Source organism: Bacillus cereus group sp. N8 (assembly GCF_016483685.1).
Classification (GTDB): domain Bacteria; phylum Bacillota; class Bacilli; order Bacillales; family Bacillaceae_G; genus Bacillus_A; species Bacillus_A proteolyticus.
Map to the genome: position 1 here is coordinate 14,323 of NZ_JAEHBK010000016.1, position 26,509 is coordinate 40,831.

Below are 26,509 nucleotides of genomic sequence, written 5' to 3' on the forward strand. Positions count from 1 at the left end.
ACAAATGAAGGAATATATAATGTCTCGTGTGTTTAAAGCTTCTGCCGGAATCGCACAGGGTATTTTCGTATCTCTTGGAATTGGTTTACTGATCGAAAATATAGGAAGAATTGTTGATATCCCATTACTTATTACAATCGGAGTTGTTGCAAAATCACTTATGGCACCAGCAATTGGAGCCGGAATTGCTTTTATGCTTGGTGCAAACGGACTCGTAATTTTCTCAGCAATGGTGGCTGGAGCAATTGGAGCAGGTTCCATTTCAATTACTGAAGCTGGTCTCATCATTAAAACAGGTGAACCAATCGGTGCATTATTAACAGCGACTTTAGCAGTTTATATTGGTAAACGATTAAGCGGAAAGACTGCTTTAGATATGATGCTCGTTCCATTTGCAGCAATACTCGGTTCTGGTTTAGTCGGTATTTGGTTAGCTCAAAATATTAGCCCAGTTTTAAATGCAGTTGGAGCATTCATTAAAGATAGTTCAGCTGGTAGCCCGTTCGTCGCTTCTATCGTGATTGCTGTAGTTTGGGGATTATTACTTATCTCTCCAGCTTCATCAGCTGCTTTAGCGATAGCACTTAGCTTAGATGGTGTTGCAGGTGGTGCAGCACTTGCTGGATGTGTTGCTCAGTTTATCGGATTCTCTGTTATCTCAGCGAAAGAAAATAATTTAGGTGGCATATTAGCTCAGGCACTTTGTACTCCAAAAGTACAGTTGCCGAACATTACTAAAAATCCAATGATTCTCGTCCCAACTGTCGTCGCCAGTGCAATAGTGGGCCCAGTATCGGCATTGATTTTCCATCTAGAAGCAGGAAAAGAAATTGCAGGTCTTGGATTAAGTTCTCTTATCGCACCAATTAATTTAATTTCCAGCCAAGGATGGGAAGTTCTCCCAGCGATGATAATCACTTATATCATCATCCCAGTAGCTGTTTCTTATATACTTTACATTGCTCTTAAAAAAGCAGGTCGTATTCACTCAGGTGATATGACTGTACCGCAATCTTAATTTGAAAATCTCCTTGATATAGAGAAAAGCAGACTGAAGAAGCCACAGTCTGCTTTTTTGTTATGTTACATTTTATGATTTTGTTTTACTGGAACTCTTATTGGTTCTTTTGCTAACAATAGCTGAACACCGAAGTATAATATGCTTGCAAGCGTCATTCCAGAAACGGCATCTACAAATGCGTGTTGCTTCGTAAATAGCGTTGATAAAATGATAAGTGTACCGAAGAAAGTAAGAATGTAATATTCAAAAGCATGTTGTTCTCTACGTTTAAAGGCAGCGAGCATTATTACAAATGTAGTAAGAACGTGAATGCTAGGGAAACAGTTTACCGGTTGATCGATACTATAAATATAGCGGACTAGTTCGGAAAATACGTCTGTTCCAACGACGGTTGGACGCGGTACTGTTGTTTGCCAAAAATAATAAACAGAAAAACAAGCAAGTTTGCCAAGAATTACACTACTTAAAGTAACGTAATATTGCTTTCGATCAGCAAAGCAGTAATAAATAAGTGCGCCGTATAAGTATGGAAACCAAAGTAAATAAGGAATAATAAATGCTTTTATAAATGGAATCCAACTATCTACTACAGTTGTAACGTTTACTGCATGAACAGCTGATTTATTTAATACGTCGTAAAGGGGACTTACGAGTACGAGTAGAAGTATATAACTTAACGGAAGAAAAGATGAAAGTTTAAATTTCTTCATGACAATCTCCTATGTTTTTTAGTAATGTAAGTAAATTCAATTGATTATAATATAGAAACACGAATTGGGCTATCGATTTTACTTACATTTTCTTGAATTCACCTTACATTTTTGTCACTTGACTTAAAAGAGGGAGAGGGTGCTAAATGAAGCGTTCATTTTATTTCTTAGTTTTTATATTGTTATGCCTAGTGAGTACTGGGTGTGCAAAGGATAAAGAAGGAGAGAAATTAGAATACAACGGGAGAGCACTCGTAATTGGAGTTGTTGGTGAAAAGCCGAGAGATACGTTTAGGAATGTAAAGTTTGAGGAAATGAAGTTAGAGGAACTGGAAAAGAAATCTAAGGAAGTGGATGGTTTTCTAATAATGAAAGATCACTTTCAAGAAGCCTCAACAGAGCAATATAAAAATGTATTTTTATCACTAAAGAAACCAGTGTTTTTTATCGGTTTACAAGATAAATCATATTCGATTTTTATTACAAAAGGGATAGAGTATAACAGTGCCCGAAAAGATGTAAATGCGATGTATACGCAAGGTTTTGCGAGTATCGGAAGTGGTGAAGGGCAACAATGGGGAATTGGTTTATCGAATGGTGGAAATGTAGAAGCAAGTATTCATAATATGTATATCGTCGTATTCCAAACAATTGCAGATTATTTAAATAGATGATGAAGGAGCCTGTAAACGAGGCTTCTTATTTTTTTATGTAGAAGTATATAACAATGTGATTGAGAGGCTCACGCAAGCTTTACAACGTATGCGAGATGTATTCGCGGCTGTAATGATACCGATTTATAATTTTATATCAGCTATTGCAGATTTGATTATAAAATTTAATGAAGCGCATCCAGTATTAGCTCGTTTTATCAAGGGAGGATAATGTTAGTTCCACATCTCCCCTTGCGATTGGTATTGGTTTGTGGGCAAGTATGTAAGTAGCTTTATCCTTATTATGGTAGGTAGAGCCAGGAACGAGGATTCTCCTTTATTTCGAATGTAGGAATCGGTTATATAGTGGTTCAAATGATGCCATTATTTATGAAATTGCCAAAGATATATAGATTACTTTTTTATTTGGAGGAATTTCCTAACTCTCATGGAATATAATCATCAAAAATTCTAAATAATATAATTTTTACCTTGATTTTTTTGGGAAAAACAGTAATTATATGAATGTGTAATTCTAATGTTAAATTAGGAACCATAGGAATAAGGTGGAATGATGTTGAAAACTATTAAAAATATATTATTATTTGTTCTATGTTTGGTAGTTCTTAGTGGGTGTTTTACAAGAGAAGGAACGATTGTTGGTGGTAAGGTTCATGGTTCTTCAGATAGCGTATCTGGTAGTATATCTGGGGACTATAGGAAATTTACTGGATCTGCAACTCAAGATAGGAAAGTTAAAAAAGGGGAGAATTGGATCTTTTCTTTTACTGATAAAACTAAACAAGGAACTATAATTGCTTATGTTGTAGATTCAAATGATAATACTATACTAGAATTTAATAGTGGCGAAGGTAAAAAAAGCATTAAAGTACCTAAGGATGATACATATAAGGTTAAAATTAAAACGGAAGATCATGGTGGAGAATTTCGAATATCATGGGAAAAAGAAAGATAGTTTTTAAAATTATAATGCCTGTTTGAAAAGGTAGAGGATGAATATTATGTTCTTAGGATTCGAATATCTTCCAAAGAGATGGGGAAAAAGGAAAGTTTCAGAAAAGTTTCTGCAAGCAAAATTTGCTGATGAAGGAAAAGGGATTTTGATTATTACTTATGCTATAGATTTATATGTAATATCTATTCCTTTAAAAGTAAAGAAATATAATTCACTTTAATTTCTATGGAATATAGAAGTGATTATGCTATGAAAGTCATGTGTATACATGGCTTTTTCTTTGCAGTGATTTCTTAACTGTCGGTTCTATGTAGCGTTATGCGGCGGGTTATTCATTATGATTGGTAGCCAGGAAAAAGGATTTCTCCTTATTTCAAGAGCTGGGATTGTCTATATGGTGGTTCAAATGATTCCGTTATTTATGCGATTAATTGTTGGGATTGCTAAAGCTAGTTTATTCTACACTTGTAGGGATTTTTTATTAAAAGTAATTCCTAAATATTCACGAAATATGTAAATATGCATATTGTATTTATTTGGATTTTTTCGTGTGTTAAAATTAAATATAGTAATTTTTGTATATAAAGAACTGAACTCAGAAATATCCAATGAATTTTGAGAGGTGTTACATGTTTAAAAATAAGAAATTAATTCGATTCGGTTTAACATTACTTGTATGTTTATATGTAATTGATTTTACAATCAGTTATTTTCAAGTATATCTTGAATCAGCAGCAGGTATTAAATGGGTAATATCAGAAACTTGGAGAACTATTTTGTTGGATGCTCCTGAAGGTATATTGGTTATTTTAGGCGCGATTGCTTTATATGATTTCACAAAAGAAACATCGCCAAAAGACGCATCAATTTAAATGCGTCTTTTTTATTTCATGCAATTAGCAATTTCGTGGATGGCAGTCTTGCTATTAATGATAGGACATTATGTCATACAATGAAGATAATATTAGAAAATTATGAGGATGATTACGTTGGGGAAATTTTTAATTAGTTATGCTGCAAGCCTGCTTACTTTTATTATCATATGGTTCTTAATACCGTATATTTCTGATCCTAGTTATTCTTACGAGAATGATTTACCTAACATATTAGGATTCATTGTAATTCTCATCATATTTGGTAGTATATTAGATCTTGTAGCTTGCCTAATTGGAGAAATGTTATACAGGAACATAAAACAATGTAGGGAGTTTCGATTTGGAATTCCTATATTTGTTGGACTAGCTCTTATTTATATATTTATACTCTCTCTTTTTACTATTACTAGTGCATATTCTTCTAGTTTAGTTGCACCTATTATTATGGGTTCCTTAGCTTTTTATTTAGTACGTAGAAAAATATAATTAACTTCAGCTAACGATAATTATGTAAATGAGCTAGTGGCGGTTCCGCAAAGATTTTGAATAAACTACGAAAAAGTAGAAAAGTATACATTTCTACTTTAATAAAGGATACGTTTACCTTTAGATTCATGATAAAAAAAGAAGTACCCTTGATTAGAGACAGGGGTACTTCTTTTTTTATTTCAGTCAGTAATTTGAATTTCATATTCTCAGGAGCAGTTACTTTGGCTTTATTGATGATATGTTTAATAACTTTCTTACGGGCTCACTACTACGGTCAAAATCGTTAGTTCCTTTTATCTGTAAGTATTTGTCATTTAAAGTGTTTCCAGGTTTTGTGACTATAGGCTGAAACGGTTAAATAAACTTTTGCTTAAGATGTATGTTCGGTAGGAAGAAATTGATGCAGCTCAAGGGTGAACAAGGGAAAATAGGAATTTAATCAAACGTTTGTTTAAGATGTATGTTCGATAGGAAGAAATTGATGCAGCTCAAGGGTGAACAAAGAAAAATAGGGATTTAATCAAACGTTTGTTTAGGATATATGTTCGGTAGGAAGAAATTGATGCAGCTCAAGGGTGAACAAAGAAAAATAGGAATTTAATCAAACATTTGTTTAAGATATATGTTCGGCGTGGGATGAGAAAAAAGTTTTTAAAAAATTATATATTTATTTTTTCTTGATAAATGGCGGAAAAATAAGAAAAATTAGCAGGATTATTAAAAATTATAACGAAATAAGTAAAAGTTTAGCGAATAATCGTTTGAAATAATAAAACGTTTTCTATATGATAAAGGTAAAGGTTAGTAAAAAAGTAGGTGAATTTATGACAGTAACATTTTATTCATATCCAAAGTGTGGCACATGTCAAAAAGCAAAGAAATGGTTTGAGGCAAACGATGTAGCATATGAGATGATTCATATTGTTGAAAATCCACCATCAAAAGAAGATTTACGTAATTTACATGAGAAAAGTGAATTGCCATTAAAAAAATTCTTTAATACAAGTGGAATGCGTTACCGCGAACTTGGTTTAAAAGATAAGTTAAAGGATGCAAGCGAAGACGAAATGTACGAGCTTTTAGCATCTGATGGCATGTTAATTAAACGTCCAATTGTAACAAATGGAACGAGTGTAACACTTGGTTTTAACGAAGAGCAGTTTGAAAGTGTGTGGAAAAAGTACCAATAAGGTATTTTTACATAATTAATACATTCACTGGAGGTACAGTCATGAGCATTCCAAATAATTTACGTTACTCTGAAGAACACGAATGGGTAAAAACAGAAGGTAATGCGGTTGTTATCGGTATTACTCACTTTGCACAAGGTGAGCTAGGCGATATCGTATTCGTTGAACTTCCTGAAGTAGGTGCAACAATTGAAGCTGGCGAGCCATTCGGAAGCGTAGAATCTGTTAAAACAGTTTCTGAGTTATACGCACCTGTAAGTGGTAAAGTTGTAGCAGTAAACGAAGAATTAAGTGACCAACCAGAACTTGTTAACGAATCTCCATACGAGGGTGCATGGATGGTTAAAGTTGAACTTTCTGATGCAAGCCAAGTTGAGAAGTTATTAACTGCAGAAAAATATGCAGAAATGACAAACCAAGACTAATTATAGTCGACTGAAGGACAGCCTTTGTGCTGTCCTTTTTTATGTTGTGTTACATAATGAATTTGAAAGCACATATATATTAATTATCATATAGGAGAAGATTTTTGAAAAACTTTTTCGCAGATGTTTCATGTTGATTGAGCGGGTTCTGCTTTTTATTGTTTAGCTCCAGCGGCTAAAACAGTCGGTCATTTCACTCCTTCACTTGAGGCAAAAAGCGCCTCTAGTTCAGGAGTTCGGGTGCCCTCTTGTTCTGAACGAGCCGCTTGCGCTTTTCTTTGTCTAGCTCCACCTCCTAGCCCTTCATGTCTAAGAACCTTCCGCACGAGAAGACAAAAAGCGTCTTCTGTGCGAAAGAACCTTAGCCAACAGGGCTGAACAGTCGGCTCCGCTTTTCTTTTGCAAAAATAAACAGGAAACAACATGAAAATAACGAATATACTATATACTAAGTTAAAGGTTGTATAGTATATGGTGATCGGGTGATGACATATGATTTATGTGGAAAAAGTCATTATTGTAGAAGGTAAATCAGATAGAAGAAAGATTGAATCTATTATTCGTGAACCGGTGGAAATTGTTTGTACAAATGGTACAATTGGTTTGTCGAAAATGGATGAGCTCATTGATCAGTTTTTTGATAAGGAAGTGTATGTACTAGTGGATGCTGATGATGCTGGAGAAAAGTTAAGGAAACAATTTCGAAAGGAATTTCCGCAAGCAGAGCATATTTATATTGATCGCTCGTACCGAGAAGTGGCAACTGCGCCATCTTCACACTTAGCAAATGTATTATGGGGAGCTGACATTGACGTTTATACAGAATATTTACGGTAAGGAATGATAGAAGTGATTGACTGGACAGGTACCGAAGCTACAGCCCTAATAGAAAACGAAGAAAAAACAGTGCTATATGTATATACACCAATGTGTGGAACATGCCAATTAGCAAAAAAGATGTTAACAGTCGTTGAGATGACAATTGAAGAGTTGAAAATTGGAATGTTAGATTTAAATTATGCTCCGCATTTAGCGAAAGAGTATGGAATCGAAAGTGTACCGTGTTTACTTGTTTTTGAAAATGGGACACTCATGAAGAAGATATATGCATTTCATTCGGTTGAATATTTATATACGGAATTAAAGTAGGCGGCAAAGTTTTTGCCGCCTCGACATATTTCTTGGGAAATATGTCGAGATGCAGGGTGGTTACAGTATTTGTCGAGCGAAAGTAACAGGATTGCTCTTTAGTGAGAGGGAATGGTATGTGTAATAGAAAGTGATATGAAGGATGTGATTTAGGGTGAAATTATATTCTTTGCTGCAATCATTTGTAAATTATGCTAATGGTCAATATCATTTAGAACCGCTTTTAAGACAAGGAGAAAAAACTGTTAATTTCCGCTTTGGAGATGAAAGTTGTTCGTTACAAATTTCAAGAGATTATATAGAGCTGCTACATGAGGAAAGAGGAACGGAGCAAATTGTTTGTGTAGATGAAGAAGATGTAAAACAATTGGTGAACGGCAATGTAAGATTGCAAATGTTAATGAACGATGGACGTGTACAGTATTCGGGAACGTATCGAACGATGCTATTAGTTGAATCAATGTTTCATATATGTAAGCCGATGTCAGTGGGTGCTTAAAAGTCTGAAGTTTCTTTTTTTACGAAAATTTCTGTTGACATGCCGTATGGATATTGATACAATTCAATTCATAAAATATAGACAATTTAATAAATTTCAAATCAGACGAAAATTTAATCTGATTTCTCTTATCAAGAGAGGTGGAGGGACTGTGCCCTGTGAAGCCCGGCAACCGTCAACTTATGTTGAAATGGTGCCAATTCCTGCAAAGCAAATGCTTTGAGAGATGAGAGAGAGGGATAATGTTGTTATATACGCATATAAACCTTTCTGCTTCTCTAAAGCGGAAAGGTTTTTTTGTTGTTTGAATGTGGCGGACATTCAAATAATAAAAGTAGTGATAACGGTAGAACCTGCATCAAAAATAAAAAATTGCGGAGTCTATCCAAAGTTTTATGAAATCCAGCTCCAGCGGCTAGAATGTTCGATGGCTTCGCTTCTTCCTATGAGGCAAGAAACGCCTCTACGTCAGAAGCTCCATCCACTTTACATTCTAAACGAGCCGCTTGCGCTTTTTAAACAAAAAAGGGGTGAACATCATGATCTTATTAGAAAATGTAAAGAAAATATATAAATCAAAAAGCGGTGATGTCACTGCTGTAGATAACGCCAACTTACAAATAGAGAAAGGCGAAATATTTGGTGTTATCGGATATAGTGGCGCTGGGAAAAGTTCTTTAATTAGATTGTTTAATCAGTTAGAGAAACCAACGTCTGGTCAAATTACAATCGCAAATCGTGTCATTTCAGCAATTACAGGAAGTGAACTTCGTAAGGCAAGACAAGAAATCGGAATGATTTTTCAGCACTTCAACTTACTTTGGTCACGAACTGTACGCGAAAATATCGAATTCCCACTTGAAATTGCGGGTGTGGATAAGGCGAAGAGAAGAAAACGTGTTGATGAGTTAATTCATCTCGTTGGATTAGAAGGAAGAGGAGACGCATATCCATCTCAGTTAAGTGGTGGACAAAAGCAGCGCGTTGGGATTGCAAGAGCGTTAGCAAATAATCCACAAGTACTTTTATGTGATGAAGCAACGTCAGCTCTTGATCCAGAAACGACGGATCAAATTTTAGATTTATTATTAGATATTAATAAGCGTCTAGGCTTAACAATTGTATTAATTACACATGAGATGCACGTGATTCGGAAGATTTGTAATCGTGTTGCGGTAATGGAGCAAGGAAAGATTGTAGAAAGTGGTCCTGTACTTGATGTATTTCGTAATCCACAGCAAGACATTACAAAACGATTTGTACAACAGTTAACTGATTCTGAAGATACAAATGAAACGATTGAAAGCTTAATTGAAAAATACCCAGATGGAAAAGTAATTCGCTTGCAGTTTATCGGTGAGGCTGTAGAAAGGCCGGTTCTTCAAAGATTAATGCAACGCAGTGATATAGAAGTTAGCATTTTGCAAGGAAATATCGCACAAACGAATAACGGTTCTTACGGTAGTTTAGTCGTTCATTTAAATGGTGAGGAAACAGCAATCCAGCAAGCAATAGAAGGGATTCATCAAGATCAAGTAGAGCTGGAGGTGATTGCGCATGGATAAGTTAATCGCAAATGTTGATTGGAATCAAATGCTAGAAGCGACTGGTGAAACGTTATATATGACGGCAATCGCAGCGCTTGCCACATTTGTTTTAGGACTTATTTTAGGACTATTACTCTTTATGACAGCGAAAGATAATTTATGGGAAAACAAAGCAATTAATACGGTGATTGGAGCGTTCGTAAACATTTTCCGTTCGATACCGTTCATCATTTTAATTATTTTATTAATCCCGTTCACAAAGATTCTTCTTGGAACAATACTTGGAGCGAGTGCAGCGCTGCCAGCTTTAATTATTGGAGCGGCACCATTTTACGCGAGAATGGTTGAAATCGCACTTCGTGAAATTGATAAAGGCGTAATTGAAGCTTCAAAAGCGATGGGGGCAAAAACAAGCACAATTATTTTGAAAGTGTTAATTCCAGAGGCGTTACCAGCGTTAGTATCGGGTATTACGGTAACGACAATTGCTTTAGTAGGTTATACAGCAATGGCGGGAGTTGTTGGTGCTGGTGGCCTTGGAACACTTGCTTATTTAGAAGGGTTCCAGCGAGGAAATAACGATGTAACAATCGTTGCGACAATTTGTGTATTACTAGTTGTATTTTTCATTCAGTGGATTGGTGATAGTGTAACGACTCGAATAGATAAAAGATAATGAAAATGGGGGTATTTAAAATGAAAAAATTATTACTTACGGCACTTATTTCAACTTCAATTTTTGGGTTAGCTGCTTGTGGTGGGAAAGATAAAGATGAAAAGAAACTTGTTGTTGGTGCTTCTAACGTACCGCACGCTGTTATTTTAGAAAAGGCAAAACCTTTACTTGAGAAAAAAGGAATTGAATTAGAAATTAAAAAATTCCAAGACTACGTGTTACCGAATAAAGCGTTAGCGGATAAAGAAATTGATGCAAACTACTTCCAGCACATTCCGTATTTAGAAAAAGAAATTAAAGATAAAAAATATGATTTTGAAATAGCAGGAAAAATTCACTTAGAACCGATTGGTGTATACTCTCAAAAATATAAGAGCTTAAAAGAGCTTCCAGATGGGGCAACAATTATTATGAGTAATTCTGTTGCTGACCATGGACGTGGTTTAGCAATTTTACAAAAAGAAGGCATTTTAAAAATTAAAGACGGAGTAGATCCAGTTAAAGCGACTCCGAAAGATATTGCAGATAATCCGAAAAATCTAAAATTTAAAACGGATATCGAGCCTGGTTTATTACCACAAGTGTATAACAATAAAGAAGGCGACGCTGTTCTAATTAACTCTAACTATGCAATTGATGCGAAATTAAACCCAGAAAAAGATGCGATTGCAATTGAAGGAAATGATTCTCCATACGCAAACGTAGTAGCTGTTCGTAAAGGTGATAAAGATAAAAAAGAGATTAAAGCTCTTGTAGAAGTGCTGCATTCTAAAGAAATTGAAGACTTTATTAATAAAGAATATAAAGGGGCAGTTGTTCCTGTAAAAGAATAATTGCTGAAAAGGGCTGGTGTACGCCGGCCCTTTTTATAACTACATAACTATACGGGAGAAGGGGACATCATATGAAAAAAATTATATTGTCAGTTGTTACAGCACTGTCTGTATTTACATTAGCTGCCTGCGGGGGGAAAGAGGAAAATAAGCTTGTTGTTGGAGCTTCTAACGTGCCGCACGCTGTTATTTTAGAGAAAGCACAGCCGATATTAGAGAAAAAGGGTATTAAATTAGAGATTAAAAAGTTCCAAGATTATGTGTTGCCGAATAAAGCGTTAGCGGATAAAGAAATTGATGCAAACTACTTCCAGCACATTCCGTATTTAGATAAAGAAATTCAGGAAAAAGGATATGAAATTGTAAACGCAGGAAAAATTCATTTAGAACCAATGGGCATTTACTCTAAAAAATATAAAAGCTTAAAAGATTTACCAGATGGCGGAACAGTTATTATGAGTAATAACGTTGCAGAGCGCGGACGTATGTTAGCACTATTGCAAAAAGGCGGCGTTATTAAATTAAAAGACGGTGTAGATGTTGTTAAAGCAACAGTAAAAGATGTTGTGGAAAATCCGAAAAACTTAAAGTTTAAAACAGATGTAGAACCTGGACTTTCACCGAAGCTGTATGAAAATAATGAGGGTGATGCTTTATTTATTAATTCAAACTACGCAATTGATGCGAAATTAAATCCAACAAAGGATGCAATTGCAATTGAAGGATCAGACTCTCCTTATGCAAATATTATTGCAGTTCGTAAAGGTGACGAGAAGAAAAAAGAAATTAAAGAGTTAGTAGACGTATTGCATTCAAAAGAAATTCAAGACTTTATCAATAAAGAATATAAAGGTGCTGTACTTCCAGTAAATGAATAAGTGCAGGAAAGGATTGGGAAATTCCCAGTCCTTTTTTCTTTATATATATAAGAAGAAAAGTGTATCATATAAGGATGCAAGGGAAATACTTATATACATTTGTGAAAAAATTGTTACATTTTTTCAGCGTTTGCGATATCATTTTATTTGATATAAGATTAGAATGAGAATAAAATGAGAATATGAACGTTTTAGTAATTTTTAAAATGTATATATAGGATTAATGGAGGTATTGAGATGGCTGGTTCTACATTAACGGTTAAAGACTTACATGTATCAATTGATGGCAAAGAAATTTTAAAGGGTGTAAACCTTGAAGTAAAAGGTGGAGAAATCCACGCAATTATGGGACCTAACGGAACAGGTAAATCAACTTTATCTTCTGCAATTATGGGTCACCCAAAGTATGAAGTAACAGAAGGTAGCATCATCATCGACGGTGAAGATGTATTAGAAATGGAAGTAGACGAGCGCGCACAAGCAGGTCTATTCCTAGCAATGCAATATCCAAGTGAAATTAGCGGAGTAACAAACGCTGACTTCTTACGTTCTGCAATTAATGCACGTCGTGAAGAAGGCGATGAAATTTCTCTTATGAAATTCATCCGTACTTTAGATAAAAACATGGAATTCCTAGAAATGGATCCAGAAATGGCACAACGTTACTTAAACGAAGGTTTCTCTGGTGGAGAGAAAAAACGTAACGAAATTCTTCAATTAATGATGATTGAGCCAAAAATCGCAATCTTAGACGAAATCGACTCAGGTCTTGATATCGATGCATTAAAAGTTGTATCTAAAGGTATTAACCAAATGCGCGGCGAAGAGTTCGGTTGCCTAATGATTACGCATTACCAACGTTTATTAAACTACATCACTCCAGACTTCGTTCACGTTATGATGAACGGTCGTATCGTTAAATCTGGTGGCCCTGAGCTTGCACAACGTCTAGAAGCTGAAGGTTACGACTGGATTAAAAAAGAATTAGGTATTGAAGACGAAACAGCAGAGCAAGAAGCGTAAGAGAGGAGCATAAACATGACAATCGGTACATTACCTTTCGATCAAGAAACAATCCGTCAGCGCGCAAGCGAAGTAAACGAAGCTGCTTGGTTGACTGAGTTCCGCTTACAAGCTCTTGCACAAGCAACTGAACTTCCAATGCCAACGCCTGATAAAACGAAAATTGAAAAATGGGACTTTATCGGAAAAGGCGACGCTGCTAAGCAAGAGCCTGTAAGTTCTTTAACAGAGCTTCCAGAAGCAGTGAAAAACTTAATCGATGAAAATAACAGCGTATTAGTGCAACGTACTGGTACAACTGCGTTCGTTTCTTTAGCAGACGAAGCAAAAGAAAAAGGTGTTATTTTTACAGACATCATAACAGCTGCAACAGAGCATGCTGAATTAGTACAAAAGTACTTAATGAAAGACGGCGTGAAAGTAGACGAGCATCGTCTAACTGCGCTTCATGCTGCATTAATCAACGGCGGTGCATTCGTATATGTTCCGAAAAACGTTGTTCTTGAAACTCCACTTCAAGCTGTATTCTTAGTAGACGGCGAAGAAGCTAACGTATATAACCACGTATTATTCGTAGCTGATGCGAACAGTACTGCAACTTATGTAGAAAACTACGTTGCAAATGAAAATGCTAAAGGTATTGCAAATATCGTAGCAGAAGTAATCGTGGAACAAGGCGCACAAGTGAAATTCGGTGCGGTTGATCTATTAGCAAAAGACGTAACAACTTACGTTAACCGCCGCGGTGTTGTCGGACGCGACGGCCGTATTGATTGGGCTCTAGGTCTTATGAATGACGGAAACACAATCTCAGAGAACGTTACGAACTTAATGGGCGACGGATCATATGCTGATACAAAAACAGTAACAATTGGTCGTGGTAACCAAACACAAAACTTTACAACTAAAGTTGTTCACTTCGGTAAACACTCTGAAGGTTGGATCTTAAAACACGGTGTACAAAAAGATAGTGCAACATCTATCTTTAACGGAATTGGTAAGATTGAACACGGTGCATCTAAATCAAATGCACAACAATCTTCTCGCGTTCTTATGTTAGACGAGAAAGCTCGCGGGGATGCAAACCCAATTCTTTTAATTGACGAAGATGATGTAATGGCAGGTCACGCAGCTTCAGTAGGCCGCGTAGATCCGTACCAATTATACTACTTGATGAGCCGTGGTATTCCAAAACGCGAAGCAGAACGTTTAGTCATCCATGGATTCTTAGCACCTGTAGTAAATGAGCTTCCAATTGAAGGAGTAAAAGCACAGCTTGTTGAGGTAATTGAAAGGAAAGTTCGCTAATGAATATTCATGAAATACGCAAACAGTTTCCAATTCTTGATCAAAAAGTGAACGGCAAACAACTTGTTTATTTCGATAGTGCAGCAACTTCTCAAAAACCAATTCAAGTCATTGAAACGTTAGAACGTTACTATAAAGAATATAATTCTAACGTGCATCGCGGTGTTCATACGCTCGGTACGAAAGCTACCGACGCGTATGAAGGTGCACGTGAGAAAGTTCGCAAGTTTATTAATGCGAAATCAATGGAAGAGATTATTTTCACGCGCGGAACGACAACTGCATTAAATACAGTAGCAGCTAGCTATGGTCTTGAAAATGTAAAAGAAGGCGATGAAATCGTTATTTCTTACATGGAACACCATAGTAACATCATTCCGTGGCAACAAGTTGCGAAGAAAACTGGCGCAACTTTGAAATACCTTCCGCTTCAACCAGACGGTACAATTTCTTTAGAAGATGTTCGTCAAACTGTTACACCGAATACAAAAATCGTTTCTATTATGCAAGTATCAAACGTACTTGGAACGATTAACCCTGTAAAAGAAATCGGAGCAATCGCACACGAAAACGGAGCAATTATGGTCGTTGATGGTGCACAAAGTACACCTCACATGAAAGTGGATGTACAAGATTTAAACTGTGATTTCTACGCATTATCTGCTCATAAGATGTGCGGACCTACAGGTATCGGCGTATTATATGGTAAGAAAGAATTGCTAAACAATATGGAGCCAATTGAATTTGGCGGTGAAATGATTGATTTCGTAGATTTACAAGAATCTACTTGGAAAGAGCTTCCGTGGAAGTTTGAAGCAGGTACACCGATTATCGGTAATGCGATTGGACTTGGTGCGGCAATTGATTTCCTAGAAGAAATCGGTCTTCATAATATTGAAAAGCATGAACATGAATTAGCGCAATACGCTTTAGAAAGACTATCAGAAGTAGATGGCGTTACAATTTATGGTCCAAAGCATCGCGCTGGTCTAGTTACATTTAATATTGAAGACGTACATCCTCACGATGTAGCGACAGTATTAGATGTGGAAGGCATTGCGGTTCGCGCAGGACACCACTGTGCACAGCCGCTTATGAAGTGGCTAAAAGCTTCTTCTACAGCACGTGCGAGCTTCTATTTATATAATACACAAGAAGAAATTGATACATTTGTTGAATCGCTAATCAAGACAAAGGAGTATTTCACAAATGTCATTTAATAATTTAGATACGTTATATCGTCAAGTTATTATGGATCATTATAAAAATCCTCGTAACCATGGCGTGCTAGAAGATAGTGTTACCGTTAACTTGAACAATCCAACTTGCGGCGATCGTATTCAACTTACGATGAAAGTAGAAGAGGGTATTGTACAAGAGGCGAAGTTTGAAGGAGAAGGATGTTCCATCTCAATGTCTTCAGCTTCAATGATGACACAAGCAGTAAAAGGAAAGAAAATTGAAGAAGCACTTCAGCTTTCGAAAATTTTCTCTGACATGATGCTAGGAAAAGAGTACGATGACAGCATTGATTTAGGAGATATTGAAGCATTACAAGGCGTATGCAAGTTCCCTGCACGTATTAAATGTGCAACATTAGCGTGGAAAGCGTTAGAAAAGGGCTTAAACGAAGATAAGTAATGTTAAAGGTTCCTAAAAACGAGGTTATCTAAGGAGGGACACACCAACATGGCGAAGCAACTGCCAGATATCGGCGATTATAAATATGGTTTCAAAGACAAAGACGTTTCGATTTTCCGTGCTGGACGCGGTTTAACAAAAGAAATCGTTGAAGAGATTTCACGTATGAAAGAAGAACCACAGTGGATGTTAGACTTCCGTTTAAAATCACTGGATAAGTTCTATGAAATGCCAATGCCACAATGGGGCGGCGACTTAAACGACTTAGATTTCGATGAAATTACGTACTACGTAAAACCATCTGAGAAATCTGAGAAGTCTTGGGATGAAGTACCTGAGGAAATTAAAGCGACATTTGATAAATTAGGTATTCCTGAAGCTGAGCAAAAATATTTAGCTGGTGTATCTGCACAGTACGAATCTGAAGTTGTATACCACAACATGAAAGAAGACCTAGAAGCTCTAGGAATCGTCTTCAAAGATACAGATAGCGCATTAAAAGAGAACGAAGATATTTTCCGTGAGCATTTCGGAAAAGTAATCCCACCAACAGACAACAAATTCTCTGCATTAAACTCTGCAGTTTGGTCTGGTGGATCATTCATCTACGTTCCAAAAGGTATTAAAGTTGATACACCACTTCAAGCGTATTTCCGTATTAACTCTGAAAATATGGGACAATTCGAGCGTACGCTTATCATCGTAGACGAAGGCGCACACGTACACTACGTAGAAGGTTGTACAGCACCTGTTTACACGACTAACTCACTTCACAGTGCGGTAGTAGAAATCATCATTAAAAAAGATGCATATTGCCGTTATACAACAATCCAAAACTGGGCGAACAACGTATACAACCTAGTTACAAAACGTGCGGTTTGTGAAGAAAACGCAACGATGGAATGGATTGATGGTAACATCGGATCTAAATTAACGATGAAATACCCAGCAGTTATCTTAAAAGGCGAAGGCGCTCGTGGTTTAACATTATCTATCGCGATTGCTGGTAAAGGCCAACACCAAGATGCTGGTGCGAAAATGATTCACTTAGCACCAAACACATCTTCAACAATCGTTTCTAAATCGATTGCGAAGCATGGTGGTAAAGTAACTTACCGTGGTATCGTACAATTCGGACCAAAAGCGAAAAACTCTCGTTCTAACATCGAGTGTGACACGTTAATCATGGATAACCAATCTACATCTGATACAATTCCTTACAACGAAATCAAAAACGATTACGTTTCACTTGAGCATGAAGCGAAAGTATCGAAAGTATCAGAAGAACAATTATTCTACCTAATGAGCCGCGGTATTTCTGAGCAAGAAGCTACAGAAATGATCGTAATGGGCTTCATCGAGCCATTCACTCGCGAACTTCCAATGGAATACGCAGTTGAAATGAACCGCCTAATCAAGTTTGAGATGGAAGGTTCTATCGGCTAATAGATAAAAGTGAAAGCGCCCTGCTGTGCAGGGCGCTTTTTTATGTTGTGTGTCTGGGACGGGGATACCCAAGTGGTGTTCAGCTAAATATATTGACCTATCAACAAATTAGTACGTGAAGAGAGGGCCATATACCCAAGATCTAAATCATATCGACCTTATCCACAGACTTAACACGTTCCCAAATATACCTCATCCCAATAAAAGAACCATACCCAATTAAAGCACCTAGCATATTCAATATGATGTCATCAATATCGAAAATACCACTAAAAGTAAGAAGTTGTAACGATTCGATTAATAAAATAAACTTAATAAAAATTTTGGATGCCATTTTTACATTGTTTATTTGTTTAAATAATAAAGGTAGAAGGAATCCGAATGGGATGAATATGATGACGTTTCCTAATGTATTCATAAGTACGATGTCTATATTATAAGGATCTAGTAGATGTGTTAGATCGAATCCATTTAAATAGCGGATTGTACTTTTGAGCGGAACTAAGTTTATTAATCCGCCGTGTATAAAGTACCAGTCGCCTGTTTCAAAGAAGTACTTCAGACTATCAAAGTAAACGGCTGGCCTCCCGAGCAACAGTTTAAATAATAAAACAAAAGAATACGGTAAAAATAATCCCCAGCCAATCCACTGTGCATATTTTTGCGTGGAAGATTGCATCGCTTTTTCAATTTCAGTTCCTAAAGTAGAGGCCTCTCCAAAACTTTGAATAGCTAATGTAGTAGCTTCTTCTTCAGATTTTCCTTGATCGAGAAATTCTTGCTTTAAGCTTGTAAGATGATCATAAATTTCGAAGTATAGTTCGTCTCTCTCAGATTGCGATAGGTTTGTTTTTTGAACAATACTCTTTATGTATTCTTCAATCGTCATTAATTTAAAGCTCCTTTCTGGCAAGTTTTAATAAGAGCTGTAACTGAATCCCACGCTGTTAGTTTTTCTTCTAAAATTTTCTTTCCGTTCGTAGTAATGCGATAAAATTTTCGTTTCATACCAGTTTCAGATTCACCCCAGTAGGAATTTATTAAATCCTTTTGTTCCAAACGTTTGAGTGCTGGATAGAGTGTACCTTGGCTCATTGTGTATAGATCATTGCTGTTTTCTTTTAGCCTTTGAATAATTTCATATCCGTACGTATCGTGCTGTGTAATGATGGAGAGAAGTAAAATATCAATACTTCCTTTTAATATCTCTTTATCCATTTTATGGTTCACCACCTTATGGTGAGATTGTAACACGACATATGTCGTGTTACAAGGTATGTGTGTAGGATGATACCCCATCTAGTATTGATTAAAATATATCGGCGATTTTTCAAATATATCGACCACAACTTGGAATATATCAGCGATTTTTCAAATATATCGACGTTTCGACAAGGAATATCGACTTATCAACAAATTACGACATCGCGGAGAGGGGAATATACCCCTCAACATTCAAATGGGAGAGAAGCACTTATATATAAGGCGATCAACAAGAAGTAATTGAGGCTAAGATACTGACAAACCCAGCAAAGAATCCACAGACTAGAAAAAATAAAGTTTCTCATATAAAAAGGGCAATCTTTGGCTTTTTCTTATAATGCGAGTACAATGTAAAATAGCAAGAAAAGACGAAAAGTATTTACAGGATTATTGCGTACGTGTAGCGTAAATGGCAGTAAGGAACTGAGAGGAGGTTTTTTCTCTGAATATAAATAAAGAAACAATCATCCACCTTTATCATACAAACGATATACATAGTCATTTTGAAAATTGGCCGCAAATTTCTCGGTTTGTACAAGGGGAGAAAAAGCGAAGACAGGAAGCAGGAGAGACTGTTTTAACTGTGGATATTGGCGATCATGTGGATCGTTTTCATAGTATTTCGGAGGCGACAAATGGACTTGGGAATACAAAATTATTAAATGAGGCGTTATATGATTATGTAACGATCGGAAATAATGAAGGAATTACATTGGCGAAAGAGCATTTGAATCGTCTATATGATGATGCTGGTTTTGAGGTGCTTGTAGCGAATTTATTTGAACAAGAGGGTGTACGTCCGGCGTGGGCGAAGCCTTATAAATTACATACAACGACAGATGGGATTACGATTGCCTTTATTGGATTAACGGTAGCTTATCCAGAGTTTTATCATATGTTAGATTGGCATATTGAAGATCCAATCATCCATTTAGAGTCGATTTTAGAAGAAGTTAAGGATACAGCTCATATTACTGTTGTGCTTTCTCATCTTGGAAAAAGTATGGATGAGTATATGGCGGAGCATTATGATATAGATGTTATTTTAGGGGCACATACGCATCATTTATTTGAGCGCGGTGTTCTTATGAATAATACTTTACTTTGTTGTTGTGAAAAGTGGGGCCGTTACGTTGGGCATGTGCAGCTTACTGTGGATAAAGAGACGAAGAGACTGTTGAAAAAGGACGGTAGAGCGATTAAGACAGAGCGGTTAGGTGCTTATAGCGAGCCGTTATCCACAATTGAAATGCTAAAGGAAGAAAGTAAACTGATAATGGCTGAGCCTGTTGTTCATTTAAAAGACTCATTGCCGGTTGATTGGTTTAAGGAGACGACGTTTTCTCATATGTTGGCAAGTGCGCTTAAAGAGTGGTGTAATGCAGATATTGGAATGGTGAACGCTGGTGTACTACTTGAGGGATTAAATGAAGGTGTTGTGACGCGCGGAGATATTCACAGAATTTGTCCACACCCAATTAATCCGTGTGCGTTGAAAGTGCCGGGAAAGATATTAAGAGAAGTGATTTTGAAAGCACGCCGCCCAAATATGGAGAATCTTGAGGTGAAAGGATTCGGATTTCGTGGAAAAGTAATGGGGAAAATGATTTACGATGGTTTAGAAGTGATTCCAGATACGATTCCAGGGAATAAGATTTTACTGGAAGATGTATTGATTAACGGCGAATCGCTGGAATTAGACCGGATATATACGGTAGGAACAATTGATATGTTTACATTTGGATACTTATACCCAGAGCTATCCACACTTTCTAACAAACAATACTATATGCCAGAACTACTTAGAGATGTACTAACAGACATGTTGATAACTTATACATCTTCCATCAAACTATAGGCTAGTTAACTTGTAACACTCATTTTTCTCTTGTCATACAGATAAGAAAGAGAGGAGTGTGAACTATGGTTAATGTAGAGCCAATTATAATTGATAACTATACGTTCATTGCTGTTAGCGTAAAACTTCCGAAGACAAATTTGCTAGCTGTAATGAGCGATAAAGGATATATTATGTGCGGTGCTTTAGATGTAGGTCTTCTAAATGAGAAGTTAGGTGATCGAGGAATTATTGCTGGCCGTGCGGTTGGTGTAAGAACGATTGAACAACTTCTTGAAGCACCTCTGGAATCAGTAACAATTGAAGCCGAAGCTTTAGGCATTCCGGTAGGCACAATCGGAAAAGATGCACTATTAAAAATGAGATAAGCATATATCGTCCCTCTTTCTTGCATAGAAATAATATAAGAAGGAGGGTTTTCTTATGAGCATATTTCGTTCGAAAAATTCGCGGTTTCGAAGGGGACCGATTTCCTTTCGGTATATACTGCTTATTTCGTTTATCATTTTTATCGTAATGGTAGTTCAAGGATTATGGATTGTAAATAAAAGTCTTCAACCAACGTTAATTAAGTATGGGGAAACGGAGACGCATAAAATGGCGACAGCAGTTATGACGAAAGCGGTAAAAGACCGAATTAATGAAGGGTTTGATGTAGATTCATTAATGAAAGTACAAACGGATAGGAACGGGAAAGTAGCTACAATTGATTTAAATACCAAACAAGTAAATGAAATATTAACATCGACGACTGCATACATAGAGAAATATTTACAACAAGTAGAAAAAGGGGATACGAAAGCACTTGGTATTTTTGAAGAGAATGGGGTATCTATGTCAGTTCCTTTTGGACGTATAACCGATAATGCGCTTCTTGGTAATATAGGACCAGATATTCCGATTAATTTTACACCAATTGGTCATGTGAACACGGATATTAAACAGCTAGTTGAGCCGCAAGGAATTAATAATACAGCGATTAAAATTATTATGGAAGTGGAAGTGACGTTACAAGTTATGATTCCGTTACGCACGAAGGAAATTACGGTGAAGCAAAACATTCCGATTGCGACGCGCATTGTTCAAGGTGAAGTGCCTACTTATTACGGAAGCGGGGGCGTTGTTGTACCAGATAAAAAGAAAACGGATAGTTAGCCATAAATAAAAAATAACCGTAGCGATTTGCTACGGTTATCGTTTTGTATTCGCTCGTTCTTTTCGCTCCCAAAGACTTAAATGCATGTATGGATCGAAAGCCCATTCTGTGTAGCCATTGTCTTTATACATGCCGAAATGTAAGTGGGGCGGGAATTTTCCAGCTGTGCCAGGAGGACCGTAACCGGTACTACCGACAAATCCGATTACTTTTCCTGGCTCAACAATTTGTCCGAGCTGTATTTCTTTAGAGAACCCGCCTAAATGAGCGTAATAGTGATAATTATTATGAAGGTCACGAATACCAATGCGCCATCCGCCAAGACGATTCCATCCTTTTGTTTCAATGACGCCATAGCAAGTTGATCTTACGGGTACGCCATATCCAGCAAAAATGTCGGTTCCTTCATGAATACGTCTCCCGCCAAAACTTCTTCCAGCTCCAAAAGTACTACGGTAGCTATTGTCACTGCGGATTGGGAGAGGGAAAGCATTTCCTTCTAAATTAATACGTCCATAATGCTTATAAATTCGGGCGTATTCTGTAATTAATTCAACTGTTTTTGCACGTCTATAATATTCCCAAAGCATAATGTTAATATGGTCTTCTGACGTTCCTTGTTTCTTTAAAATAGTTGCTGCGGTATGCAGAAGATCACGGTCGTTATTTGCATTTGCAAATCCATCTTTGTCACCATCTAAACCCATTCCGCCAAATAGAGAAATCGTATGGGGGAGAGTATCGTTACTATTAACAGGTCCAGCCCATATTTCAGGTTTGAAATAAAGGGAAATGATGGCATCTGGTTTTTTCGGAATATCCTTTCTTACGCTCCGTATGTTTCTTTCGTATTGATCCATTGCAGCTAAGTAATACCACGGAATGCCTGAAGATTGCTCAGTTTCTTTATATAGTGCCATGCGCTTTTCATATATGCTTTGCTGATTATCTTCACCGTAAGCGATGTTTTGGTGGAGAAGAAAGCAAATCGAAAGCAAAAGAGAAATTTTTCGAAGCATGAAATAGACTCCTTTCACAACATCACTCTTTTTAGTGTGGGATATACGGAGTATTTCATTATAGGGAACGATTGGAAAAAATCTTAGAATCTTCATTTGAGCAAATCGCTTTCATACGTTAGAATAGATATGTTACATTGAAAGAAGCGAACACGGTAAACTATTTCATATTGTGCGGAGTTGATAACCATGACAAAACAAACAGAGTATAAGCGCAAGCCCGAATGGTTGAAAATTAAGTTAAACACGAATGAAAACTATACAGGCTTAAAGAAAATGATGCGTTCTAAGAATCTTCATACCGTTTGTGAAGAAGCGAAATGTCCGAATATTCATGAATGCTGGGCTGTAAGGAAAACAGCAACATTTATGATTTTAGGTGCGGTTTGTACACGTGCCTGTCGTTTTTGTGCGGTTAAAACAGGCTTGCCAACTGAGCTTGATTTACAAGAGCCAGAACGCGTAGCAGATTCAGTAGTACAAATGGGCTTAAAGCACGTTGTTATAACAGCGGTTGCACGTGATGATTTAAAAGATGGTGGGGCAGCTGTTTTTGCTGAAACAGTACGCGCTGTTCGTCGCAAAAATCCATTTACGTCAATCGAAGTATTACCATCTGATATGGGTGGGGTAGAAGAAAACTTAAAAATGTTAATGGATGCAAAACCAGATATTTTGAACCATAACATTGAAACAGTACGTCGATTATCTAACCGAGTTCGCGCTAGAGCAAAATATGACCGTTCATTAGAGTTTTTACGTCGAGCAAAAGAAATGCAGCCTGATATTCCAACTAAATCGAGCATTATGGTGGGCTTAGGTGAAACAAGAGAAGATTTAATTGAAGCAATGGATGACTTACGTGCAAACAATGTGGATATTTTAACTCTTGGACAATACCTACAACCATCTAAGAAGCATTTACCAGTTCTTAAATATTACCCACCAGCAGAATTTGCAGAGCTAAAAGAAATTGCACTTAGCAAAGGATTTAGCCACTGTGAGGCTGGCCCACTTGTGCGTTCTTCTTACCATGCGGACGAGCAAGTACGTTCTGCAAAAGAAAAAACAGCAGAAGCGAAATAATGAAAAAAGAGAGCTAATCATTAGCTCTCTTTTTGTTTGTACTCCAAGACTAGATTTGGACATGTTAATAAAATCTTTTTTAATTCCTCTGTGGATAATTCAATTGTAAATTCAGGTACACCAGGTGTAATTAAAATTTTATTGTAAGTATAAATTGAACTGTCCACAATAATCGTTACATCTTGTGAATAACCGAAAGGAGCTACACATCCTGGAGTACAGCCAGTTTCTTCTCTTAGCTCATCAGGAGAACAGAGAGATAAGTTTTTTCCTGTTATTTCTTTCATCTCTCCTCGGTTGAGACGAGTTCCCTCTAATGTAAAGAATACGTAGTACTCCCCGGATTTTGATTTTAAAAATAGGCTTTTACTTGGAGTACCTTGTAAGCCGAGCCTTTCACGAACGATGCGATCTGTCTCATAATCGAGTACTGGTTCGTGTTCAAATTTTTCATAAGAAGCATTTGTTTTATGTAGTAAAGAAAGTACGTCTTCGTACATATTGAATGATACCCCTCTCTATGTTTTACTGCAGCCCTAGCATATCTTCTCGCAGTGTCAACTGAATGTATTGGAAAGGGATATTACTTGGATGACGCTTCCCATAATCGTTTTATGATAGATTGTTCATCAAGTGTAATTTCATAAATATCAGGATTAGTTAGAGTTTTCCATTCATCAAAGCCAATAGTATGATCAAAGTGCTTTAAAATTAATGTGAGCAAGTTGCCGTGTGTAACGAGTAATGTTGTGTCATGCTCTAGTTTTAAAACTTCCTGAATAAGTGAGATGGCGCGATCCATAGCTTGTTTTGTTGACTCTCCGCCCGAAAAGGCAATATCTATGTTTGTAAAAGTGGATTCTAGTTTTTGCATCCAATCATCCATTGGAACGTTGCTTAATATACGCTCTGCTAATCGCTCATCCTCTTGAATAGGTAAATTAGTTTGGAGCGCATAGGGCCGAATAGAATCGATAGCGCGGACAAAAGGGCTTGAAATAATATAATCTATTTGTAGATTATTTTCTAAGAGGAATGTAGCAAGGCTGTTTGCTTGGTCTCTTCCTATGTTTGTTAATTCGGCATTACGCTCTTGTCCAGTTGCTGAACAATGCCTGATTACAATAATTTTCTTCATATTTCATCCCCATCTTTCAAGTTGACCATATATACTTCGACAAATGTGGGAAAATTCCTTTTTATTGGAAAGGGCATAGTAATCTAAGTATGTGGAAAAGTAATGTGGATAATAAAGTGAAGGCTAATAATCCGTGGGGGATTTGTCCACGGATTATTAGCCTTCACCAATCGGGCAGCCCGACTCCCATATAACTCCCTCGCATTCACCAAATTTTGAGATGGGGGTCTTACAGTCCGCAAATAGCGGGGTAGAAAATCGAGGTGCAATTATGAAAAAAATGATATGCATTGTATTCAGTATTTGTTTTCTCGTACAATTGTCCACAATATATGCACAATCAAATCAAGAATTAGAATACCCGAGCAATCAAAACAAATCGTTTGTGAATGAAAATCTATTTTATGAACAGTTAGATAAGAAGGTCTATAAGGAATACAAAAATGCGTCGTATAGTGTTCGAAAGAAAATTTTATGGAAAGAAGTACAAGATGCAGAATTTACCTTCCGACAAAAAACAGCTGTCGGCTGTCGTAGTAGCGTGGTGATTCAAGATTCGTTTGTTCATCCAGATCGCCAAGTTTATTTTTTTGGTTCCTTTTCTCAAGATGAAGTAGATGAGTTTCATAAGTACATCGTTATAGATGCAGAAACAAAGAGGGAGCTGCGAGGGGGGGAAAGTTATCATCACTACGAAAATCTATATAAAAAATAGCCCACCAATTGGTGGGCTATTTTTTACTCTGGCATACTCACTAATTTCTCTTTCATTTTACGAATAAGAATGAAACCACCAATCGCGAAGAGAAGAGTAATTCCTTCTGCGACAAAGATGTTAATCATTTTTGTTTGATAAAGTGCTGCGAAAAAGTCTACAAGTGCGTGGAATAGTATAGCGTATACGAGGAAAATGTATTTCTTTTGTTTTACCGCGTATACGACAAGCATTGTGAAGGCAATTTGCAGTACTAATGCCATAATTCTTTCTAGGCTACCAAGTAAGTATAAATAGGCAGGTTGCTCTATTAACAAGTCCTTGATATGGCTCAATTGTGGGTATTGTTCAACCATTTGAGCGAAGCTACCATTGTTAATAGATGTTGCAAAGGTAAGAGTTTGAAGCCCGGCGAATCCGCCGACTAAAATCGATTCAATACCGCCGTGCCCAATTCCATACGCAAGACCGTCTTTATAATCTCGATATTTTTTCAGTAAGTAGTAAAAGGCAACGAAACGACCTAGTTCTTCAAAAATACCAGCAGTTAGTCCGCCGAAAATCGAAAAGATAAATGGGTTCTTTAAAAACTCAGCTGTTGTGGGATTACCACGCATGAATAATTGGAATGGTGTTTCGAGAATTTGGGTAAACCCGATAAAGATAAGGACACCAACGCCAACTATTTTCAAATTAATATTATATTTCTTACGGAAATAAACGAGTACAATAATTGGGGCCAGAATCGAAACAACGAGTTGAAATACGATGCTGGCAATTACAGTATTTGAAACCATACTTTCACCGCTTTCTAATGTATGTACATATATATTATGCATGAAATGTAGGAGAATGTGGAGAGATGAATCTTTCAAAAAACAAATGAATTTCTTGTTGACTCTAACGTTGCGTCATACTTTATCGTATATATTGAG

The 26,509-nt window shown here is 36.8% G+C and carries 33 protein-coding genes, 1 pseudogene and 1 riboswitch; of the genes and pseudogenes, 27 read left to right on the forward strand and 7 right to left on the reverse strand.

The window, feature by feature from the left end; translation table 11 throughout:
- Positions 1-4: 4 nt before the first annotated feature.
- Positions 5-1,018: a PTS sugar transporter subunit IIC gene (locus JDS80_RS20615; RefSeq protein ID WP_071770933.1), complete on the forward strand. Its 1,014-nt coding sequence runs from the start codon at positions 5-7 to the stop codon at positions 1,016-1,018.
- Positions 1,019-1,083: 65 nt separating this feature from the next.
- On the opposite strand, the gene JDS80_RS20620 is transcribed toward JDS80_RS20615, so the two are convergent.
- Entirely contained in the window at positions 1,084-1,731 is a 648-nt protein-coding gene (locus JDS80_RS20620) for a phosphatase PAP2 family protein (protein ID WP_071748134.1), read from the reverse strand.
- Positions 1,732-1,877: 146 nt separating this feature from the next.
- Here JDS80_RS20620 and JDS80_RS20625 point away from each other — a divergent pair, with 146 nt between their 5' ends.
- The 21 genes and pseudogenes from JDS80_RS20625 to sufB all read left to right on the forward strand — a co-directional run bounded on the left by JDS80_RS20625 (position 1,878) and on the right by sufB (position 17,339).
- The gene (locus JDS80_RS20625) at positions 1,878-2,405 is read left to right on the forward strand and encodes a hypothetical protein (RefSeq protein WP_071748135.1); all 528 of its coding nucleotides are present in this window, start codon (positions 1,878-1,880) and stop codon (positions 2,403-2,405) included.
- 55 nt (positions 2,406-2,460) lie between these two features.
- Positions 2,461-2,616, forward strand: a complete 156-nt coding sequence (locus JDS80_RS20630) for a tail length tape measure protein (protein WP_071770932.1) — start codon at positions 2,461-2,463, stop codon at positions 2,614-2,616.
- A gap of 342 nt (positions 2,617-2,958) precedes the next feature.
- A complete protein-coding gene (locus JDS80_RS20635; RefSeq protein ID WP_199639877.1) occupies positions 2,959-3,360 on the forward strand; it encodes a hypothetical protein in 402 nt (133 codons plus the stop codon).
- A 37-nt stretch (positions 3,361-3,397) separates the two neighbouring features.
- On the forward strand, positions 3,398-3,580 hold the full coding sequence (locus JDS80_RS20640; protein WP_199639913.1) for a hypothetical protein: 183 nt from the start codon (positions 3,398-3,400) through the stop codon (positions 3,578-3,580).
- 90 nt (positions 3,581-3,670) lie between these two features.
- A pseudogene (locus tag JDS80_RS20645) lies at positions 3,671-3,877 on the forward strand (hypothetical protein); the annotation flags it as partial.
- Between the two features lie 112 nt (positions 3,878-3,989).
- On the forward strand, positions 3,990-4,232 hold the full coding sequence (locus JDS80_RS20650) for a DUF3937 family protein (protein ID WP_071748137.1): 243 nt from the start codon (positions 3,990-3,992) through the stop codon (positions 4,230-4,232).
- A 117-nt stretch (positions 4,233-4,349) separates the two neighbouring features.
- The gene (locus JDS80_RS20655; protein ID WP_242477399.1) at positions 4,350-4,721 is read left to right on the forward strand and encodes a hypothetical protein; all 372 of its coding nucleotides are present in this window, start codon (positions 4,350-4,352) and stop codon (positions 4,719-4,721) included.
- An 827-nt stretch (positions 4,722-5,548) separates the two neighbouring features.
- Complete coding sequence (locus tag JDS80_RS20660) at positions 5,549-5,914, forward strand: arsenate reductase family protein (protein WP_000218970.1); 366 nt, start codon at positions 5,549-5,551, stop codon at positions 5,912-5,914.
- 41 nt (positions 5,915-5,955) lie between these two features.
- A complete protein-coding gene (gene gcvH / locus JDS80_RS20665; RefSeq protein WP_071748138.1) occupies positions 5,956-6,339 on the forward strand; it encodes a glycine cleavage system protein GcvH in 384 nt (127 codons plus the stop codon).
- A 492-nt stretch (positions 6,340-6,831) separates the two neighbouring features.
- Positions 6,832-7,176: a toprim domain-containing protein gene (locus JDS80_RS20670; RefSeq protein ID WP_000640866.1), complete on the forward strand. Its 345-nt coding sequence runs from the start codon at positions 6,832-6,834 to the stop codon at positions 7,174-7,176.
- 3 nt (positions 7,177-7,179) lie between these two features.
- The gene (locus tag JDS80_RS20675; protein ID WP_083595962.1) at positions 7,180-7,488 is read left to right on the forward strand and encodes a thioredoxin family protein; all 309 of its coding nucleotides are present in this window, start codon (positions 7,180-7,182) and stop codon (positions 7,486-7,488) included.
- A 154-nt stretch (positions 7,489-7,642) separates the two neighbouring features.
- Complete coding sequence (locus JDS80_RS20680) at positions 7,643-7,987, forward strand: hypothetical protein (protein WP_000781217.1); 345 nt, start codon at positions 7,643-7,645, stop codon at positions 7,985-7,987.
- A 125-nt stretch (positions 7,988-8,112) separates the two neighbouring features.
- Positions 8,113-8,220, forward strand: a riboswitch (SAM riboswitch).
- 306 nt (positions 8,221-8,526) lie between these two features.
- Positions 8,527-9,552: a methionine ABC transporter ATP-binding protein gene (locus tag JDS80_RS20685; RefSeq protein ID WP_071770927.1), complete on the forward strand. Its 1,026-nt coding sequence runs from the start codon at positions 8,527-8,529 to the stop codon at positions 9,550-9,552.
- Positions 9,545-10,210 (forward strand): methionine ABC transporter permease, encoded by a 666-nt coding sequence (locus tag JDS80_RS20690; protein WP_071770926.1) that lies wholly within the window; start codon positions 9,545-9,547, stop codon positions 10,208-10,210. Before JDS80_RS20685 ends, JDS80_RS20690 begins: the two co-directional genes overlap by 8 nt.
- Positions 10,211-10,230: 20 nt before the next feature.
- On the forward strand, positions 10,231-11,043 hold the full coding sequence (gene metQ / locus JDS80_RS20695) for a methionine ABC transporter substrate-binding lipoprotein MetQ (RefSeq protein ID WP_071770925.1): 813 nt from the start codon (positions 10,231-10,233) through the stop codon (positions 11,041-11,043).
- 71 nt (positions 11,044-11,114) lie between these two features.
- The gene (gene metQ / locus JDS80_RS20700; RefSeq protein WP_071748144.1) at positions 11,115-11,921 is read left to right on the forward strand and encodes a methionine ABC transporter substrate-binding lipoprotein MetQ; all 807 of its coding nucleotides are present in this window, start codon (positions 11,115-11,117) and stop codon (positions 11,919-11,921) included.
- Between the two features lie 237 nt (positions 11,922-12,158).
- Entirely contained in the window at positions 12,159-12,944 is a 786-nt protein-coding gene (sufC, locus tag JDS80_RS20705) for a Fe-S cluster assembly ATPase SufC (protein ID WP_000929162.1), read from the forward strand.
- 15 nt (positions 12,945-12,959) lie between these two features.
- Positions 12,960-14,252, forward strand: a complete 1,293-nt coding sequence (sufD, locus tag JDS80_RS20710; protein WP_071748145.1) for a Fe-S cluster assembly protein SufD — start codon at positions 12,960-12,962, stop codon at positions 14,250-14,252.
- Complete coding sequence (sufS, locus tag JDS80_RS20715; RefSeq protein WP_199639879.1) at positions 14,252-15,472, forward strand: cysteine desulfurase SufS; 1,221 nt, start codon at positions 14,252-14,254, stop codon at positions 15,470-15,472. Before sufD ends, sufS begins: the two co-directional genes overlap by 1 nt.
- A complete protein-coding gene (gene sufU, locus JDS80_RS20720; protein ID WP_000009523.1) occupies positions 15,462-15,893 on the forward strand; it encodes a Fe-S cluster assembly sulfur transfer protein SufU in 432 nt (143 codons plus the stop codon). Before sufS ends, sufU begins: the two co-directional genes overlap by 11 nt.
- A 48-nt stretch (positions 15,894-15,941) precedes the next feature.
- On the forward strand, positions 15,942-17,339 hold the full coding sequence (gene sufB, locus JDS80_RS20725; RefSeq protein ID WP_001118829.1) for a Fe-S cluster assembly protein SufB: 1,398 nt from the start codon (positions 15,942-15,944) through the stop codon (positions 17,337-17,339).
- Positions 17,340-17,481: 142 nt separating this feature from the next.
- Here the strand turns inward: sufB and JDS80_RS20730 are convergent, their stop codons facing one another.
- Both JDS80_RS20730 and JDS80_RS20735 read right to left on the reverse strand, forming a co-directional pair.
- On the reverse strand, positions 17,482-18,228 hold the full coding sequence (locus JDS80_RS20730; RefSeq protein WP_199639880.1) for a VanZ family protein: 747 nt from the start codon (positions 18,226-18,228) through the stop codon (positions 17,482-17,484).
- Positions 18,228-18,557 (reverse strand): PadR family transcriptional regulator, encoded by a 330-nt coding sequence (locus JDS80_RS20735; protein ID WP_000356639.1) that lies wholly within the window; start codon positions 18,555-18,557, stop codon positions 18,228-18,230. Before JDS80_RS20735 ends, JDS80_RS20730 begins: the two co-directional genes overlap by 1 nt.
- A gap of 511 nt (positions 18,558-19,068) precedes the next feature.
- Here JDS80_RS20735 and JDS80_RS20740 point away from each other — a divergent pair.
- The 3 genes from JDS80_RS20740 to yunB all read left to right on the forward strand — a co-directional run bounded on the left by JDS80_RS20740 (position 19,069) and on the right by yunB (position 21,615).
- Complete coding sequence (locus JDS80_RS20740; RefSeq protein WP_199639911.1) at positions 19,069-20,460, forward strand: 5'-nucleotidase C-terminal domain-containing protein; 1,392 nt, start codon at positions 19,069-19,071, stop codon at positions 20,458-20,460.
- 65 nt (positions 20,461-20,525) lie between these two features.
- A complete protein-coding gene (locus JDS80_RS20745) occupies positions 20,526-20,828 on the forward strand; it encodes a YunC family protein (RefSeq protein WP_002112658.1) in 303 nt (100 codons plus the stop codon).
- 55 nt (positions 20,829-20,883) lie between these two features.
- On the forward strand, positions 20,884-21,615 hold the full coding sequence (gene yunB / locus JDS80_RS20750; protein ID WP_199639881.1) for a sporulation protein YunB: 732 nt from the start codon (positions 20,884-20,886) through the stop codon (positions 21,613-21,615).
- Between the two features lie 36 nt (positions 21,616-21,651).
- Here yunB and JDS80_RS20755 read toward each other — a convergent pair whose 3' ends face one another.
- On the reverse strand, positions 21,652-22,635 hold the full coding sequence (locus tag JDS80_RS20755) for a M23 family metallopeptidase (protein WP_071748192.1): 984 nt from the start codon (positions 22,633-22,635) through the stop codon (positions 21,652-21,654).
- A gap of 189 nt (positions 22,636-22,824) precedes the next feature.
- On the opposite strand from JDS80_RS20755, the gene lipA reads away from it, so the two are divergent.
- Positions 22,825-23,721 (forward strand): lipoyl synthase, encoded by an 897-nt coding sequence (lipA, locus tag JDS80_RS20760; RefSeq protein WP_000166375.1) that lies wholly within the window; start codon positions 22,825-22,827, stop codon positions 23,719-23,721.
- A gap of 20 nt (positions 23,722-23,741) precedes the next feature.
- Here lipA and JDS80_RS20765 read toward each other — a convergent pair whose 3' ends face one another.
- Positions 23,742-24,221, reverse strand: a complete 480-nt coding sequence (locus JDS80_RS20765; RefSeq protein ID WP_071770919.1) for a YbaK/EbsC family protein — start codon at positions 24,219-24,221, stop codon at positions 23,742-23,744.
- An 83-nt stretch (positions 24,222-24,304) separates the two neighbouring features.
- Entirely contained in the window at positions 24,305-24,859 is a 555-nt protein-coding gene (locus JDS80_RS20770) for a histidine phosphatase family protein (RefSeq protein ID WP_071748194.1), read from the reverse strand.
- Positions 24,860-25,130: 271 nt separating this feature from the next.
- Between JDS80_RS20770 and JDS80_RS20775 the strand changes: the two genes are divergently transcribed.
- Positions 25,131-25,574: a hypothetical protein gene (locus JDS80_RS20775; RefSeq protein ID WP_199639882.1), complete on the forward strand. Its 444-nt coding sequence runs from the start codon at positions 25,131-25,133 to the stop codon at positions 25,572-25,574.
- Positions 25,575-25,597: 23 nt separating this feature from the next.
- On the opposite strand, the gene JDS80_RS20780 is transcribed toward JDS80_RS20775, so the two are convergent.
- Positions 25,598-26,413: a YhfC family intramembrane metalloprotease gene (locus tag JDS80_RS20780; RefSeq protein ID WP_071770917.1), complete on the reverse strand. Its 816-nt coding sequence runs from the start codon at positions 26,411-26,413 to the stop codon at positions 25,598-25,600.
- Positions 26,414-26,509: the final 96 nt, after the last annotated feature.